We start from the raw sequence: 17,249 nt of genomic DNA, 5'->3' as shown, positions 1-17,249 counted from the left end.
CACCGATGAACACCTATCGTCCCAAGGAATTCAAGATCATCGAAGTAGCATCGCTGGTAATCGTCTCGGACGTTGACCTGTCCGCCGCTGTTCCCGCGTCAAACCAAGCTCCTATCTCGCTTCCTGACCTTTCAGAGGCTGTTCAGCGTGACCTGCTCCTGCCGTGGCAGCGCCGAAAGATCATGCAGTTCATCGAGGAACACCTTACGGAGACGATCAAGGTCGAGGAGCTTGCGGTCCTGACGAAGCTCAGCAAGACTTATTTTTCGAGGGTTTTCAAGTCGGCGTTCAAGGAAAGCCCGTATAACTATGTCCTACGCCGGCGCATGCAACTCGCAAAGGACCTCATTGCCGAAACAGATGCTCCACTGAGCGAAATAGCGCTCGATTGCGGAATGGCCGACCAGGCCCACCTCTGCAAGACCTTTCGGAATGTCTTCGGCTCTACACCAAATCAATGGCGTCGGTCCTCCCAGGCCCTCCAGCGCAAATCCGGGGCGCGGTTCCCTTCTACAGCACGCAAGGAAGTCAACACAGCGCGCTTCAACTGAACTTGGAAGCGAGTTGAACCGAAATACATAAGCCGGTGGGGTCTAGGAATATCATCTTAGCGTCCTCGCCTGACCTCCCGCTATCCAGTGTATTTCCCCGTACGCGCGTGAGCATCCCCCAGAACGTTCGGGCCAATCGATCCAATTCAACAAGACAGAACCAAAAGGAAATTTCATGCGCCTATTTACCATCGCCCTTTCGCTATCCGCGATCGTCATTCAGCCTGCTCTTGCAGCATCCGAACACTTCGTCGCCGGTAGTCTTGAATGCGATCTGTCGCCCTCAAAAGGCGCGATACTCGGTTCCAGACAGGACGTCGATTGTGTGTTCCATCCTTCCCAGTCGGCCCCACCGGTAGGATACTCCGGTTCGATCGACAACTTCGGCGTCGATATCGGAGAAGTGGAGAAGGCTACGCTGATTTGGGAAGTGGATGCTGTAAGCAGGCAAGCTTCCTACGACCTCGAGGGCACTTATCGCGGCCTGGAAGCCGCGGCAGCGGTGGGCATCGGGGGAGGCGCAGTCCTTCTGACAGGCGGCACACACGGAACGCTCTCCCTTCAGCCCGTCGCCGTGATTGGGAAGCAAGGCCTCGAAATCTCGTTGGGCGTCACTCGGCTCAGCCTCAAGGCGTTGTAGCACCGAACTCACCCACCCGGCTTACCAAGACGCCGACAGGCATACCTGTCGGCGTCTTGGTATTCGTTAATGAAACCGTTTTTTACAAGAACTGCTCATTCAAGGGTATATTTTGAAATATGTAGAGGCAGCTGCTGCTTTGTAACCGGGTCCTAGATAGCTCCGCTCGAGACCACTGACTTGCCCCGCGTGCGCCGGGAGTCGTGGCGTGATCTGTTCGGACGCCATCGAGGCCAAGGGGATCTGCGGAGCACTAGACCTCTGTAAAGCGGAGCCTCGGCTCAGGCTTGTTCGATGCACCGGATCAGATCGTCTGCGAGTATCGGCTTTTGGAGAAGCTCGCGGGCTCCTCCCGCGATTGCCCGTCTTCTGATGACTTCGTCCTTAAGGGCCGTCATCATGATGATCGGCATGTCCGGCCAGCGCTTCCTTACGACTTCCAGCAGCTCAAGTCCTGTCATCTCCGGCATGTTGATGTCGGTCAACAGCAACGATACGAAGTCAAGGTTGTCGTAGGCCAGAAACTCGCGCCCGGAGCTGAAGGGCAGGGTGTCGTACCCCATAGACTCGAGAAATGCCGATGTCGCCTCGAGGAGCGCTTCGTCGTCGTCGACGATGGCTACTGATTTTTTGTCGCCAGACACTTGATGTTCCTTTTGCCCGACTTACGGGCTTTGACATCTAGTTAGACGGACTGCCGATGATTTGTAATAATACGATTGTATGGGTAGCCTCGACATTCGTCGCTCAAGCATTCGGTTGCCGCGGCGATGCCCGGTGACAACCTCAGGCCAGAGAATCTAAAATTCCGACTTTGCGAACGAGATCGGCGAGCGACGTCACGTTCATTTTCCGCATGACGTTGCCGCGATGAATTTTCACGGTCACCTCTGAAATGTCGAGGAGATGGGCGACCTGCTTGTTCATCAGGCCTTTGACAACGGCCTCCATCACTTCTTGCTCGCGCGGAGTAAGGGAGGCGGCGGCTTTGAGCGCCTCTTTGGCGGCGCTTAGTTCAAGGCGACGAGCCCTGTCCCGCTCGATCGCGACCGAGACCGCGTCGAGCATCTCTTGGTCCCTGAAAGGCTTGGACAGAAAATCTGTCGCTCCCGCCTTCATCGCGCGCACGCTCATGGGGACATCCGCGTACCCGGTCATGAAGACGATCGGTAGCTTGTTGCCCATGCCGTTCAGTTTGGCTTGAAGGTCGAGGCCGCTCAGTCCCGGTAGACGAACGTCGAGGATCAGGCAACCGGGACGGTCAGGCAACGGCTCTGCGAGGAGTTCCGCCGTCGAAGAAAACCCCACTGAATCGATGCCGACCGAGCTTAAAACGTCCCTCACGCCGTCGCGCATTCCGTCGTCGTCGTCCACGACGACGACCAGAGGTGCGTCCGCTTTGACTACCAAGGCGTCGTGGGTGCGATTACCAAGTGCAGCCGACATCTGCGGAGACCTCGAAATAAGTGTTGGAATTGCAGCACGACATTCGCACCAAAATAGATGCGCGCGCTTCTACATGCGAATACCTACAACGAGCACGCGCAAATCTCGACCTAGCCATAAGGATAGGTTCTGGCAGCAGGCCATTATTGTAGGGTTCGTTCGGTTCGGGAGGGGCCGAAATTTAAGTATTCCCGGGGAAGACAATCATGGACACCAGAGCCGAAAACAATACCGCTCATGTCGGAGACGAACCGATGCCGAGCGGAATGACGTTCCGAATCCTGATGTCTAGCCTGGTTGGAACATCCGTCGAATTCTACGATTTCTACATTTACGCCACCGCTGCGAGCTTGGTATTCGGGCCCCTCTTTTTTCCGTCCGCCGTTTCCTCGATGGAGTTGATTGGGGCTTACGCCAGCTTCGGTATCGCGTTCATAGCCCGGCCGCTCGGCGGGGCGGTTTTCGGCCACTTCGGCGACAGGGTAGGGAGGAAGGCGACCTTGGTCGCGTCGTTGCTGTTGATGGGGGCATCCACCGCGGCAATAGGACTGCTGCCCACTTACGCGGTGGCGGGTTGGCTCGCTCCGGCTCTTCTGTGCCTGCTCAGATTTGGCCAGGGCTTGGCGCTCGGCGGCGAATGGACGGGCGCGGCGCTTCTCGCTCTCGAAAACGCCCCGAAGGGTTGGCGCGCTCGCTACGCGATGTTCGCGCCTCTTGGCGCGCCGATCGGCTTCCTGTTGGCCAACAGCCTGTTTCTGGGGCTGACGCTAACGCTGTCGCCCGAGCAATTCGCCGACTGGGGATGGCGGGTGCCATTTCTCCTGAGCGCACCCTTGGTCTGGATGGGCATCTGGATCCGCTTCAACCTCGTCGAAACACGGGACTTCCACGCAGCCATAGCCAAGTCGAAACCTTCCCGCGTACCGCTCCTCGACATCTTCCGGCTGCACATGGACCAGGTGATCTCCGGCGCGTTCGGCGTGGTCGCCTGCTTCTCGCTCTATTACGTGGTCACGGCGTTCGCCCTTGGATATGGCACGTCCGAGCTCGGCTACACGCGGTCGTCGTTTCTGATGGTCGAGCTCGGCGCGATCCTCTTTATGGCCGCTGGCATCGTGGTGGCGAGCTGGCTTTCCGACAGGATCGATCCCGAGCGCATCCTAATCTTTGGGTGCATCGGCACCATCATCTCGGGCGTCGTGCTCGCGCCCATGCTGGGAAGCGGGTCACTGCTCGTCATTTTTATTTACCTGGCATTCTCGCTCTGGGTGATGGGTTTCGTGAACGGGCCACTCGGAGCGTGGTTGCCGGGCCTGTTCCCGACCCGGGTCCGTTATTCCGGCACGTCCGTCGCCTTCAACATAGGCGGCATCATCGGGGGAGCGTTGACCCCAGTCGTGTCCCAGGCCCTTGCCCAGTACAGCGGATTGGTGGCTGTCGGCTTCTACCTCGCGATCACGGGCGGCCTAAGCCTTATCGCGTTCGACGCGAGCGCCAGACGCAAGGCACTCGGCGCGCTCGCGCAAAGCGAGACGAGATACCGCTCCATTTTCGCCCAGAACCATGTCTCGCTGTGCGAGGTGGATCTGTCCCTCCTGTGGAAGCGGCTGGAGGCAGTGCGCGCCTATCCTCCGGCCAAGCTGCGAGCATATCTCGACTCGACGCCGGACTTCGTCGACCAATGCTCGAAGCTCGTGAGGTTCGTGGACGTCAACGACGCCACCGTGCTGCTCCTTGGCCGCAAGGACGAGCGGGAGGTCCTCGGCTCGATAGACCGCTTCCTTCCGCCTCGAAGCGAACTGGTGGAGGCCATAATTTTCGGTATGTGCTCGGGTGACGACCGGGTGGAGATGGAAGCGCGGCTTCTCAGGAGCCCCGGCAACGAAATCATCGCGATCTTTGTCATCGCCTTTCCGCAGGACACGGACGCCTTCGACCGTGTCGCGTGCGCGATGATCGACGTCACTCAGCGCGAGCAGGCCAAAGAGGCGTTGATGGCGGCGCAAAACGAACTCGCGAGGGTTGGCCGTGTCGCGACCGTCGGCGCGATTTCCGCGTCGATCGCGCACGAAGTGAACCAGCCGATCGGTGCTGTGGTCATGAGCGCGCAGGCCTGCATGCGGTGGCTTCAGGCGAACCCGCCGGACATCAAGGCAGCCTCGACGGCGGCGGAGCGCGCGATCAAGCACAGCATGCGGGCGAGTGAAATCATCCAGCGCACCCGCGAGCAGGTGCGGGGCAGCAGGAGACGGCTCGAAAGCGTCGATCTGAGGAACATCGTCACGGACGTCCTCGGTCTGCTTGACCGCGAACTGATGTCGGCCTCCACAAAGGTGACGACCGATTTCTCGATCGATGATCCGGTGGTGTTGGCAGATCGAGTCGAGATGCAGCAGGTGATCGCGAACCTGATCACGAATGGCCTGCACGCGATGGGCAGCGTCCCTGCCGAGCAGCGTGACCTGAGTATCTCGCTGACCGCTGCCGAACTGGATATGGTTCGGCTGCAGGTCCGTGATCGCGGTACGGGCATCGCTCCGGAGAACCTCGCAAAACTCTTTAGCCCGTTTTTCACGACCAAGAATGAAGGCATGGGTATAGGCCTGGCGATCTGCAAGACGATCGTTGAGGCGCATGGCGGATCGCTGACGGCCCGCAACCACGACGACGGTGGCGCGATTTTCGAGATCGTTCTGCCGTTGACGGCGGAAGAGGAAGTAACCTCTCCTCGTGCGGCGGTGGGCGCGTAACAGTCGCTTCGAAAGCGTCGCCGCACTACCGGACCTCGCTGCCGCGGTGTCTCATCAAGTCGTGACCCGAAGTTACAAGAATGCCCCGACCCGGAGAACTAGGGTGGGGCGCTTTCGGGGCGCTCGACGCCCCGCGTTCCACATGGAGATTCCGATGAAAAAATACCTGGGCAACCTCGACTCCACAGCGTTGGCAAAGCCGCGCCGGCTTGCAGCCGTTCTCGCGGGATCGCTGAGCCTTGCCTTGGCCTGCGTCTCTCAGGCTGACGCCCAATCGGCAAAGCCGACGACCGATCTCGATGTCGCCACCGCGCAAAAGATCATAACGGCCGCGCTCGCGGAAGCTCAGAAGGGACCGCCGTCGAGCGTGTTTGTCGTCGACAACTCCGGCGCGGTCGTCGCCGCCGAACGCATGGACGGAGCTTTCCCGGCTAGCGCCAGGATCGCGCAGGGCAAGGCCGAGACGGCTGCCGCCTTCTGGCAGAGCACGGGCAACCTGGAAAACGCGGCAAACGGTGGCCGGGCGGCTCTGCTGTCGTCGGGTTACGTGGTTATGCAGGGCGGTATTCCGCTAAAGATCGACGGTAAGGTCGTCGGCGCTGTCGGTGTGAGCGGTGGAAACAAGGACCAGGACGAGGCGGTAGCCAAGGCCGGAGCTGCGGCTTTCGCAAAGTAGGCGCAATCGCTCAGGCGTTTTTGGCGGTCTGAAATTAGACGCAAGCACCGGGAATTTCCTATCGACATAATGTTGATAGGCTTTCTCGGAAGTCGACCAATTCCGTGAAGTCTGCGGTCGGTCAATCGCGGACTTTTGGCATCGCAAAGCTCTACAAAAGCAATCGGTCGCCAGAAACGGAATGTCGGGGTGGCAGACTTTACGGACTTTCTTGAAACGCCGCGTCCGTCGTGCATGACAGGACCGGGCGGCAATCTGTGGCTGCTCTCTTGACATGTGCCTGAGCTTGACCAACGTGCAGCTCGGCAGATTTACAGCTTATAGGGGTTTGCATGCCGCCGATGACCGCTCGAATTCAGAATCTACGCGATGAGCTCGTGAGAAATATGCCGATCCAAAAGGCTGCAGATAGAACCAAGCTCGCCGGGGAATACATTACGACGGTCTTGATCCAATATCTCACGTACAAAGCTCGAATGGTGCGAGCGCGGCCTAGAACGGTTGTCATTTGGCCGGAGGTCGCAGCGTCACCTCATTATGCCGTTCATAAAGCAGACGTGGAAAGGCTCAAGGCCGAGTTCGAAGCCGGAATCGATATGAATGCCGCACTCTCATCTCTTGTGCGTCGTAACGTATATGCAGGTGACCTTCCCACTAAAACCGCTGACATGACAAATGAGGATTGGGTCAAGAAGGCGTGGCGTGGCAAGGATAAGGTCCGTGTGCTTTACGACGTGCATCATCTTCACCTCGGCGCTCGTCAACCTGATGGCAGTGTCGCCCGGAGTGGGCCCCTGCTTTTCGTCGGCATAGCGCCGGATCAAGCATTCTTTCTGGCGCTCGGTGACCACGCGAGCTTTGACGATGGCACAATCAGCAAGATGATGTGGGACGCATTGGAAGCGAAGGCTGCTGCTGCTGGCGGTGGAGCTAATTTACCTCCGGGCGGTGGTGTAACGTTAGGCGGCACCAAAACTTCTGACACGTTTGAAGCCATCCGAATTGCTAAACGCCTAGAAGAGATCGATAGACAATTGGATGAGCAGAGCGCGGTGGGTGTGAGCATACACCTCGACTATGACGACATCGTTCTAAAGGATACCGCCGGAACTGAAATCCAACGTCACCCTGGTCGCATGTGAATTGGCCTGCTACTTCGTGTGATATTCTCAAGCGAAGGGTTTTGCGGATGGCACTACTGGTCAGCAATAAAGACGCCGACGAAATGCAGAAGTGGATAGCGATCGTTGAGGTGTACAACGCTTCCGCCGCTGGCAGTGAGTCGGGATATACGGTTAAGGCTGTCCGAAATGACGAAACGGGCGAAACCCTTCTGGTCCTCGAGCTGAAGCCCCAGTCCGAAATAGGTTAGAAGCTGTCAGACGTGATGTTGTGGAATGCCTTCGGCAGAACATCGTGGGGCGTTTCGTTCATGATCCCTACCGTGTCGTCTCCGAGATGGTTGCTAGCTTGCGCTTGAACCACGTGCGTGAGTTTGGCTGCGGCTTATGCTGGGCTGCAGCGTGCACAAATTTTCATAGGTGGAAGGTCAGATAGCGGTCAGAGGGCCTTTCGAGCCTGAAACTTGATGGCCGCTTCTGGTGCATCCTTGCCTTCGATGCCATTCCAATCTCTGGAAAGAACTGCCTTCCTTGGTCATCGAGCAATGACAGGACAGCTGACCTCTCATCCATCGTCCACGACTGCGGTCTCCGGCCTGTCGCCACCCAGAGCGTGTTCGCTCCGCCAGGTGCCGTCCGCGATCTGGTAAGTGATCTCGGCGTCTCGCCCCTCGATATGCTGGCGCTGAGCCGCAGCCTTGGCCGCCTTGAGCGCCTGTTGATGGGTCGCGAATGGCTCGGACCAGACGTTGTCGAGGCGATAGGCGTAACCGCCGTCGTGTTGTCCGACATGATAGGTGATCTTCAATGATATTTCTCCAGGAAATGCGCGTGACGTGGCGCGGCTAAGCTTGTGACCATGAGCACCGCATATGCGCGCCGCCCGGTAGAGCCTCATCTAAGCGACGGCGACGCTGTCGGATTGTCCAATACGTCCGCGCCAAGCTCACCGAACGTCGAACTCCAACGCGTCCGAATGCACCGGACGCCAAAGTAGCTCTATCGCGCAGGAGACTCACTACGCCATGTACATCGAGACGGTCGAAAAATTCGCCGCAGTGGGCCAACACAAGGTCGACATGATCAAGAACCATCTGCCTGCCTTCTTTATCGGCGCGATGATGGCAGGAGCCTATATCGGCTTCGGTGACGTCATCATGTTTACGGCCGGTGCGCATGCCGATCCTTCGTGGAGCCACCTCGTGATGGGTGTGGTGTTTGCCTCCGCGTTGACTATCGTCATCTTTGCCGGATCCGAGCTCTTCACGGGAACCGCGATGTACATGGCTTTCGCCCTGTTCAAGCGCACCGCTTCGCCGACGGATGTGCTGAAGGTCTGGGTCGTCTGCTGGCTTGGAAACCTTGCGGGCGCTGCGGTTCTCGCCGCGATCATGCACGCCGCCGGCGGCGGCGTTCTTCTGGGTGACGGGAGTGCCACGTTCTACTCAATCGTCGAGGCCAAAATGAATGGCACCCCGATGGCGCTGATCGCAAAGGGTCTCCTCTGCAACTGGCTCGTATGCCTTGCGATCTGGATGTGCGGAAGGACCGAGAACGACGCTGCCAAGATTTTCCTGATCTTCTGGCCGATCGTCATTTTCATCGCGTCCGGGTTCGAGCACTCGGTGGCGAACATGTTCGCGTTCTCGATGGCGCTCATGGGCGACCATCCGGCCGAGGTGACGCTGATGGGGGCGGCACACAACCTGTTATACGTGACGATCGGCAACATACTCGGTGGCTTCGTGATGCTCGGTGTCGGCTACTGGGCACAGGAACCGGGCTTCGGTCACGAGGCGCACTTCAAACCGTCGATGCGAAGCGGCGAGCCCGCAGAGTAGAGGACCTATGTCGCGGGCACGGGTTTCTTCCGGTTCTCGGTATCGAGCGTGATCGCGAGTGTTACACCCCATGACGTGAAGAACGCGGTGGCGGCGTGAGCAAGGGAGAATGCCACCGCCTTCACCGCCGTCATGTCCTCCGTCGGGATAAAGGGCCAGGCTATCGCCATGGCACAGCAAAATCCTACTATGGCGGTAACAACCGGACCGCGGAGGTCGCCTGATGCCTTGGAAGCAAAGCTGCCGCTGACAATGGCGCCCCAGGTCGCTGGCATCTGGAGCATCAGGAGCGCGTAAGCGGTATATGCGGCTGGCCACCTGTCTGCCGAAGAGAGCGCGTAGAGGCCACTGATGACAGCGGCTCCGACAAGAGTGGCCGCCAGCACAGTATGGCGGCTCGGTCGAGAGTTTTGCCCGGCGCGCCGGGCGGCAAAGGCGCTCGCGAATGCGTACAGCGCGAAAATCATCGCGGCCATCGGTGCAGACATGAAGAACGACGTAGTGCCGTATCTGAAAAGTCCGGCAAGGTTCTTTTCGGAGCATTCGGCTCCGGGGTTGCCATAGCCCGACCACATCCCAAGAAACAGGAAGAACAGCTGCACCGCCATCCCAGCGCCGCCGGCTATCAAGATGGCGATAGCCGCCCTGTAGCCGAACTCGGAGAACGAAGATGGGGCGGAACGGCCTACCTTCGTCATGAGCAATCCGGCCACGAGAAAAATCGCGGTGACGATCGCGAGGATAAGCAAGGCTTCCGAGATATCCCACTCGACGAGCCTTGCCGATCGCCTTGCGTCGAGCCAGACCTTGAGGATCGCGACCAAGCCGCCAGCCAAGCCTACCGCGGCAGTCGTCACGACTTCTTTCTTCGCCGCCGCCTTGCCTGAAACAACGGCGGCTTGGGCCCGTAAGAAAAGTAGCACGGCAAACCCGATCGCCACGATCACAACGCCCGCTTCCGCGATCCAGTCAGGCTTGGGTGGCTGGCCGCCGCATACCTCGTTAAGTCCGACGAGTAGGAGTTCGGCGACGGTGCTCGAGGCACTGCCGAATAGGAACGCAAGGAGCGCGATACCGACTGACTTGATCAACTTGGTCTCCAACAGGTTCCGGATGGGTAGTAGGGCAGTGAGGGGATGCTTATTTGCCGCAAAGCTCAGACAGCTTTGCCTGTGCCAGATTCTTGACGATTTGCCTGAGCTCGGGCCTGCCGGATAGAAATGCGCCGAGGGTGCCACCCAGATTCACCTGAATGTCTGTGACGGTGCATGTGCCGATATCCACGACTGCCGAAGTCTCGGCTGACCCGGAGGCGGAGGATTTGAAAACCGCTGCCGGACTCGACTTGCATTCGACGGAGCCCGATGCCTCGAGCTTGAACCCTCCGGGGGCGTCGCAGATATCGAAACGGGTTATCGAGATGCGATCAGTCCTGTTCGGACCCGCTGGGATCACCTCGCACAGCTTTGCCTTTTCGAGGGACGCCTGGACCTCTACCCATTTGGGGCTTTTCAGAACGGACCAGCACCCGGCCTGCGCTGGGTGCATCCCAATCGGGGCGAAAGCAAAAGCCGCCGCGAGCGATATCCGTAGGCGGGCAGGGCGGCAGACCTCGCCCATGAAGATAGCGATCGCCATCACTCTGCCTCCGTGCCCGCAGCGGTACCGTTGACCAGGGCGGCAAAGTTTTCGACACTCAAATCCGGGACGGCAATCGCTTCGGGAGAACCAGCGCGGATGTCGCCGTTCCTGATCTGAACTCCGAAATCCAGAGAAGTGAGCCTCTCGATCTCGGCCACCGTCGCCGCGAACTCGGATACCCGCGCAATCTCCTCCTCGTCGGGGTAGGCCTCCGGGACGCCCTTCGCGAGCTTCTCCAGCACGGGCTTCTGGTCGGCGAGCAGCGCGACAGATCGAAGTCTGCCGCCATCCGCCCAGACCGCGATCTTCCAGAACCGCATCGGAACCTTCGAGTCATGACGGTATCCGGCGTCGTACCTGTCATCGAAAACAGGGCCCGCGAACACGCAAACCCGCTTCCTGGTCGTGACCGCGTTCCGAAGGACGTATGTTTCCAAGGCTCGCCAACGGAGCTTTCCCTTTGCTCCAGGCCTGTCGTCCGCGCTGCCTTGATTGAAAAAGCCCAGTTGGGGGGCGGCGTTGGTGTAGAAGAAAGTATCCGCCTCCGCCGCGAGAGCCTCGGCATCCGCACCCCATGCGGGATCGCCACGCATGATGATGTGGCCCTTCTGGAATATCCGGGCCGTGCGCTCGGCCATCGCGCGCGCGTATTCTTTCTTGGCCTGTGCCGCGGCGCTCTTGCCGGGGTACACGGGCTTCTCGTAGCCGGGGGCGTTCTGGTTCTCGTAGTACGGCCTCGCCATCTGCTCTTCTGCGTCGACACGCGGGTCGGGCTGGAAGTCGTCGGATGACTCTGCCCCGGCAGGCACGAGATCGAGCTGCTTGAGCGAGGGATCGTGCGTTATCTCTTTGGTCTCGCGGTTCACGGCGACCGTTCGCCCACCGTCAATGTTGCATGCGGTGAACGACGCCAGACGGCGCTCGCTGTTCATGAAGATCGAGAAATGGGTGTAGCGAAGCTCGTGCGGATCGTCTCCCGCTTGGGCCTGCTTGTTCTTGGCCAGCGCATAGGGGAGGCTGGACATGTCGGGAAGTGGGACGACAAAACCAGGGATGAAGCCGGGTTCGTATCCTCCTCTGTCGGAAAAATCGAGCGGAGCGCGGGCGACTTTCTCGGGTCCCGGCTGTGGTGGTGACGCCGTGACGACGGGCGGAACCGGAGGGACGTTCGGGCGTGTTGAAAAGAGCGGAGCACGCACGCTGATCTCAATCGGGAAAACCCACGTAAGCGAGCCGTCTGCCCCCAGCCGCGCGCCCGGCGTCGCTTCGGTTGCGGCCGCATGCACGCTTTCGCTCGCGACAGCGGATACTGGCCCGGTCCGCGGAGCGCCCTTCCAGATTTCCACCAGCTGGCCAAGGGGAGCCGACATCGTGCCGCCTGCCGCGACCTTGAGGCCGAGGTCCTTCACGATCGCGCTGATCCGGATGCCTTCGTTTATATCGCGCCGGAGCGGTTGGCCGTTCGCGTCCGTCACCTCGAGAAACGGGCCGCCCCAGTGGTGCAGCGCGATCGCCTCCCATTCGTTGTTGCAGACCAGGGCACCGGAAGAGCCCTGGTCGGTGTCTGCGAGATAGTGGAGGACCTGGACGGTCTCGTCTCGGGAGACGAGGTTGTTTTCGCGGACCACGATCTGCTTGAGGCCGCCGAGCGGATGCTGGACAATATTCGCTATTTCGCCGAGCGCGTGCTTGTCCGAGGCGTCGGACAACGGGATGTATCCGAATTCCGTTATCGCGCGGCCGCCGGACAACCTGTCGCCGATCGCGATCAGCGTGTAGTCCAGCCCTTCGACGGGATCGCTGACGAACAGCTTGCCGGGGGCAAACGAGAAGACGGTCACGGGACGCTGGCTGCCGTCGTCGTCCGCTTCGTAGTCGAAGTGGACCTGCATACCGCTGGCCAGCGCTGCGGACTTGATGACGTGGTTGTTCGTCAGGAAGACCCCGGGGCCGACGAGAAAGCCCGTTCCCTGCGCCGCTCCAGTGCCCCAGACGACCCGGCCCACGGTATCGGCGGCGCGTCGGCCGCGCGTGAGGAACTCGACCCCTGTGAAGTCGATGGTGGGACCCTGCATCGCCTCTGCGCCGCCTGCCATCCTGGCATCGTCGTCGTACCTGGCAGCGGTCTCGATGACCTTGGAGACCGCGGTGGCGTCGCGGATCGACATGCTTGTCTTGCGCGCGATCCGTTTCACCAGCCGCTCGGGACTGGTCTCCGCGCCAAGAGGGTTCCCGGCGGCGATCTGCCTGAGGGAATGCTCGATTTCACCTGAATTTCGTAAAATTCTAGCTTTGACGATCGCGTCAAACTGCGTGTCGTTTACATCATCCACCATCTGCGCCCCCGAGCAAACAAGCGAACCCCGATACATTCAAAGTCAAATTCTGTTGCGTAGATACTTAGCTTGTAGGCGAAGTTTCAATTCGAAATTTCCGCGTCGAAACTACCATCAAGGCTAAATAGACCCGGCTGCGTCAGTCCTTCACTTCGATATAGACGGTGCCATCGACCATCCTCGACACGACACCTTCAGGATTCGGACTTCCGGTACCGGCGGAGATCGTTTTAATTGTTTTCGTTCCCTCTTTAATATCCACTACGATCGAATACTGCCAAGCAACGTTAGGTAAAGGATTTATAGCCGAGGGATGGGTCGCCTGAAAACTTCTCTGAACGCTTCCGTTGGACGAATGATCGAACTCGTAGGTCTGTATCGCTGATCTTGTGGCAACTTGAGCGTTCACAGTGACGTCATACTCAAAAAAACCGCGGCCTCTACATTCTCGGCCAAGATAGAAGTTTCGATATCCGCAACCTCCCAGATGAGCCGGAACCGTCACGCATCTGGCACCCGCGATCTGAGGATCTCCGATCGACGAGTTGCAGTTGGCCGAATATTTGGCGATTCCGAATGGGCCGCTTGGATTGAGCTTATATCCATCGGGAGCGCAAAACTGCTGGGTATCGTCGTAGTTTGCACCACAGTCATCGTCGCTCTTGCTATATCTGAATGTATGCGACCACGGGTCATAAACATCGTACATCCCCGAGATGCTGCCATGGATGTTGTAGTAGAGTTCGGGTTTTACGATGATAGCGGTTGAAAGCGACGAATCCATTTCCGTATTGCGGTCGTAACAATAGACCCAGAAATTCGTCCGTTTAGCCTGATCTATGCGGACCGCAACTGGCAACGATCGCGTGTCAGATATCGAGTCGATCACTTCTTTGGGTATCGACGCGACCAATTCGTTTCGAGAACGCGCTATAATGTCAGCGGCTTTCCCATCGATCTTGACGGTCGGATTTTCACCAATGTCGAGAAAATTACCTCTCAATCGGACCTCAGCGAGATCACTACCGCGTCTAAGTGCGGAAGGATTGGCATACACGATCCGAGGAGTAAGCGTTCTGCATGGCAGAGAATAGCTGGCGTTGTAAGCTGTTATGTCAGCTTCAAAAATGGTTTGCCTTGTCTGTTCGCCAGCAGCATTTGTTACAGCAAGCGTTGCTTGTTGGATTTGCCTGGTGAGAACGATTGCGTCGTCCGCTAGACGGCGTTGAAGCCCATCGAGCTGACTTATCGACATCGTCAACCGTCCTCCCAACTGATCGTTCATATCGACAATCACATTCTGGGCATTGGTCGCGAGCGATGTACCTGAAGATCGGACTTCATTTCCCGCTGTATTGATAGCAGAATTAAAAGCTTTGAGAGCGTCTTCCAATGCGGTTTTCACCGCCATAACCGTAAGGCCTTGGGCAGATGCTGTGATAGATGATAGAGTTAAAACAGCAGAAATGATCATTAACCGGACAATGTTAGCCATTGCATCTCCGCTTGATCCAAATGTACTGCATGCTTATAAAAAATAGCGACTTTGTATGTCACTCTATAGGGTATCATATGGCCGCTATATCGAGCCGATTTCAAGTGAAATTTCGTTATCGACACAATTTATTGTTGCTTGATGTCGACAGTCAGAATTCTTCAGCAGATGGGGTGCTGCTGAAGCATCGCGGCATAGTTTTCGCGATTCGCCGTCAAACGAAGCCAATCCGTTGGCGAGTAGGAGCCTCCTGCCTGAGCGTCTTCAACATGTCCTCGTACTCGCGCTCCACTTCCGGGGTCACCGACGGACGCGTATCGTGGAATGCCCGTTCGAAGTCTTCGGCGCGCACCTCAGTCACGTCGATATTCGAACGCAATGCGAGAAGTCCGGCACGCCTCGTCAGGTCTTCGAGGTCTGCCCCGGTGAAGCGTTCGGTTCGCCCCGCGAGAGCGTCGAGGTCGACGTCCGACGCGAGGGGCATTCCCTTGGTGTGGATGCCGAGGATTTTCCGGCGTCCCTTTGCTTCCGGCACGGGAACATAGACGAGCTCGTCGAAGCGGCCAGGCCTCAGGAGCGCGGGATCGAGAAGGGTCGGCCTGTTCGTCGCGGCCAGGACGACGACACCTTGAAGCTCCTCAAGCCCATCCATCTCGGCGAGAATGGTGTTCACCACGCGCTCCGTCACCGCCGGCTCGCCGCGGCCGCCTCCGCGGGCCGGGGCCAACGAGTCGATCTCGTCGATGAAAAGGACGGTCGGTGCGACCTGACGCGCCCGCTCGAACAATCGGGATACCTGCTGTTCGGACTCGCCATACCACTTCGAAAGCAGGTCAGAGGATTTGGTGGCGATGAAGTTCGCTTCGGCTTCGCGGGCGACCGCTTTGGCCAGCAGCGTTTTCCCGGTTCCGGGCGGTCCGAACAGCAGAAAGCCCTTGGCGGGACGAATGCCGAGACGCTTGAAGGACTGGGGCGACTTAAGGGGAAGCTCGACACCCTCCTTGAGCCGCATCTGGGCGTCGTCCAGCCCGCCGATGTCGTCCCATGTGACGTTCGGAGCCTGTATCATGATCTCGCGGAGAGCCGAGGGCTGGATCCGCTTGAGTGCGCTCAGGAAATCGGTCTGTCCGACGCTGAGGTTTTCCAGGACGGCGGGCGGGATGCCGTCCCGGAGATTGATGTCCGGCAGGATACGCCTGAGAGAATCCATCGCCGCTTCGCGGGCGAGCGCACCGAGGTCTGCGCCGACGAACCCGTAGGTCGTCCTCGCGATCTCTTCCATGTTCACGTCTTCGGCAAGAGGCATGCCGCGGGTGTGGATGGCGAGGACTTCCTGTCGCCCTTTCTGGTCGGGGACGCCGATGACGATTTCACGGTCGAAGCGGCCGGGACGCCGCAACGCCTCGTCGATAGCGTCGCGGCGGTTCGTCGCGCCGATGACTACGATGTTCTGGCGCGGTTCGAGGCCGTCCATGAGCGTCAGCAACTGGGCGACGATCCGACGTTCTACCTCCCCGGTGACGTTTTCCCTCTTGGGTGCGATCGAGTCGATCTCGTCAACGAAGATGATCGCCGGGGCATTCTGCGATGCTTCCTGGAATATCTGGCGAAGGCGCTTCTCGGATTCACCGTATTGGCTACCCATGATCTCGGGACCGGCGATGTGGTAGAAGCTCGCCTCCGTCTCGTTCGCGACGGCGCGGGCCAGAAGCGTCTTGCCAGTGCCCGGCGGACCGTGGAGGAGCACGCCCTTGGGGGGATCGATGCCAAGCCGCTGAAACAGTTCCGGATGTCTCAGGGGAAGTTCCACCATTTCGCGGACCTGCTCGACCGCGTTGCCGAGCCCGCCGATATCGTCGTAGGTGACGTCCGCGCGCCTCGCGTCCTTGGGTTCCTCGAACTGGGGCCGGAGTTCGACCTCCGTCGCGTCCGTCATCTGGACGATTCCGCGAGGCTGGGTGGAGACCACGACCAAGCGGATTTCCTGGAGACCGTAGGATGGTAGTTCCGCAAATCCCCTCATGGCGGCGCTCACCCGAGGATCGCCCGACCGCGCACGTTGCTGGACGGATGTGGAGATCACATCCCCGGCGACCATCGGGCGCTGATAGAACGTTCGCCGCAACGCTTCGCCGGAACCCTGTAACCTTAGGTTTTTCTGCGCGGGCGCAAGTACGACCCGGGTCGCGGGTTTCACGTCCGCCTTCTTCACTTCGATGAAATCGCCGCTCGTCGCTCCGGCATTGACGCGCTGGAGTCCGTCCAGGCGGACGATAGCGAGGCCTTCGTCTTCTTGATACGAGTCCACCGCGATGGCTGCCGTGTGCCGTTTGCCGACCAGTTCTACGATCTGGCCCTCCGTTATACCCAGCGAAGCCATCGCGTTGCGCGGAAACCGGGCAAGACCGTATCCGGCGTCCTGTGGCTGCGCACTGGCGACCTGCAGCTTGAGTATGTTGTCATCAGCTTCCGCCAACGGACGTCTCCTTCTTGTGTGGTGAATAGGGGCAGGGCACGTCAGCGATTGGCGACGGGCTGCCCGTAAAGTTCGGGTATGTCGGCGATGTAGATCCGAGGTGTCGGGCTTGCCCTGAACGTCTCGGCGAAGGCGACGAGGTATCCGGCCATGCCGGCCATAAAGCAAAGGGTGAGCAGGATGATTGGAACCATGCCATAGCTGTCCGAGGTGGCCTGGTAGCTGTCTCTCATCGGAAGTCTCCCTTCTGGAGGTGCTGATGAGCGGAAGCTAAGA

The 17,249-nt window shown here is 59.1% G+C and carries 16 protein-coding genes; 7 read left to right on the top strand and 9 right to left on the bottom strand.

The annotated features are described in order from the left end of the window. Positions 1–5: 5 nt before the first annotated feature. Both AAIH70_RS16205 and AAIH70_RS16200 read left to right on the top strand, forming a co-directional pair. Positions 6–551 (top strand): helix-turn-helix domain-containing protein, encoded by a 546-nt coding sequence (locus AAIH70_RS16205; RefSeq protein WP_430034747.1) that lies wholly within the window; start codon positions 6–8, stop codon positions 549–551. A gap of 175 nt (positions 552–726) precedes the next feature. Next, positions 727–1,191, top strand: coding sequence for a DUF992 domain-containing protein (locus tag AAIH70_RS16200; RefSeq protein WP_430034745.1), 465 nt, complete (start codon positions 727–729; stop codon positions 1,189–1,191). 281 nt (positions 1,192–1,472) lie between these two features. Here the strand turns inward: AAIH70_RS16200 and AAIH70_RS16195 are convergent, their stop codons facing one another. Both AAIH70_RS16195 and AAIH70_RS16190 read right to left on the bottom strand, forming a co-directional pair. Continuing rightward, positions 1,473–1,835, bottom strand: a complete 363-nt coding sequence (locus AAIH70_RS16195) for a response regulator (RefSeq protein ID WP_430034743.1) — start codon at positions 1,833–1,835, stop codon at positions 1,473–1,475. Between the two features lie 142 nt (positions 1,836–1,977). Beyond that, positions 1,978–2,637, bottom strand: coding sequence for a response regulator transcription factor (locus tag AAIH70_RS16190; RefSeq protein WP_430034741.1), 660 nt, complete (start codon positions 2,635–2,637; stop codon positions 1,978–1,980). A 206-nt stretch (positions 2,638–2,843) separates the two neighbouring features. Between AAIH70_RS16190 and AAIH70_RS16185 the strand changes: the two genes are divergently transcribed. The 4 genes from AAIH70_RS16185 to AAIH70_RS16170 all read left to right on the top strand — a co-directional run bounded on the left by AAIH70_RS16185 (position 2,844) and on the right by AAIH70_RS16170 (position 7,435). Next, the gene (locus tag AAIH70_RS16185) at positions 2,844–5,387 is read left to right on the top strand and encodes an MFS transporter (protein WP_430034739.1); all 2,544 of its coding nucleotides are present in this window, start codon (positions 2,844–2,846) and stop codon (positions 5,385–5,387) included. Between the two features lie 154 nt (positions 5,388–5,541). Next, positions 5,542–6,063 carry a GlcG/HbpS family heme-binding protein gene (locus AAIH70_RS16180; RefSeq protein ID WP_430034737.1) on the top strand — a complete coding sequence of 174 codons (522 nt, stop codon included), beginning with the start codon at positions 5,542–5,544 and terminating at the stop codon, positions 6,061–6,063. 332 nt (positions 6,064–6,395) lie between these two features. Beyond that, positions 6,396–7,205: a hypothetical protein gene (locus tag AAIH70_RS16175; RefSeq protein ID WP_430034735.1), complete on the top strand. Its 810-nt coding sequence runs from the start codon at positions 6,396–6,398 to the stop codon at positions 7,203–7,205. Between the two features lie 47 nt (positions 7,206–7,252). Then, the gene (locus AAIH70_RS16170) at positions 7,253–7,435 is read left to right on the top strand and encodes a hypothetical protein (protein WP_430034733.1); all 183 of its coding nucleotides are present in this window, start codon (positions 7,253–7,255) and stop codon (positions 7,433–7,435) included. A 314-nt stretch (positions 7,436–7,749) separates the two neighbouring features. On the opposite strand, the gene AAIH70_RS16165 is transcribed toward AAIH70_RS16170, so the two are convergent. Beyond that, complete coding sequence (locus AAIH70_RS16165; protein WP_145641752.1) at positions 7,750–7,992, bottom strand: DUF2188 domain-containing protein; 243 nt, start codon at positions 7,990–7,992, stop codon at positions 7,750–7,752. A 217-nt stretch (positions 7,993–8,209) separates the two neighbouring features. Here AAIH70_RS16165 and AAIH70_RS16160 point away from each other — a divergent pair, with 217 nt between their 5' ends. Beyond that, complete coding sequence (locus tag AAIH70_RS16160; RefSeq protein WP_430034731.1) at positions 8,210–9,025, top strand: formate/nitrite transporter family protein; 816 nt, start codon at positions 8,210–8,212, stop codon at positions 9,023–9,025. Between the two features lie 5 nt (positions 9,026–9,030). On the opposite strand, the gene AAIH70_RS16155 is transcribed toward AAIH70_RS16160, so the two are convergent. From AAIH70_RS16155 to AAIH70_RS16130, 6 genes are all read right to left on the bottom strand, one after another. Beyond that, on the bottom strand, positions 9,031–10,116 hold the full coding sequence (locus AAIH70_RS16155; protein ID WP_430034729.1) for a hypothetical protein: 1,086 nt from the start codon (positions 10,114–10,116) through the stop codon (positions 9,031–9,033). Positions 10,117–10,165: 49 nt separating this feature from the next. After that, positions 10,166–10,663: a hypothetical protein gene (locus AAIH70_RS16150; RefSeq protein ID WP_430034727.1), complete on the bottom strand. Its 498-nt coding sequence runs from the start codon at positions 10,661–10,663 to the stop codon at positions 10,166–10,168. Then, entirely contained in the window at positions 10,663–13,002 is a 2,340-nt protein-coding gene (locus AAIH70_RS16145; RefSeq protein ID WP_430034724.1) for a DNA/RNA non-specific endonuclease, read from the bottom strand. Before AAIH70_RS16145 ends, AAIH70_RS16150 begins: the two co-directional genes overlap by 1 nt. A 139-nt stretch (positions 13,003–13,141) precedes the next feature. Further along, positions 13,142–14,497: a hypothetical protein gene (locus AAIH70_RS16140; protein WP_430034722.1), complete on the bottom strand. Its 1,356-nt coding sequence runs from the start codon at positions 14,495–14,497 to the stop codon at positions 13,142–13,144. Between the two features lie 214 nt (positions 14,498–14,711). Next, positions 14,712–16,973 carry a CDC48 family AAA ATPase gene (locus tag AAIH70_RS16135; protein WP_430034720.1) on the bottom strand — a complete coding sequence of 754 codons (2,262 nt, stop codon included), beginning with the start codon at positions 16,971–16,973 and terminating at the stop codon, positions 14,712–14,714. Between the two features lie 41 nt (positions 16,974–17,014). Next, positions 17,015–17,206, bottom strand: a complete 192-nt coding sequence (locus AAIH70_RS16130) for a hypothetical protein (RefSeq protein ID WP_430034718.1) — start codon at positions 17,204–17,206, stop codon at positions 17,015–17,017. Positions 17,207–17,249 lie beyond the last annotated feature (43 nt).

The organism is Neorhizobium sp. BT27B (genome assembly GCF_050455485.1).
In the GTDB taxonomy this organism is placed as follows: Bacteria; Pseudomonadota; Alphaproteobacteria; order Rhizobiales; family Rhizobiaceae; genus Neorhizobium.
This window is presented reverse-complemented; position numbering and strand designations above follow the sequence as displayed.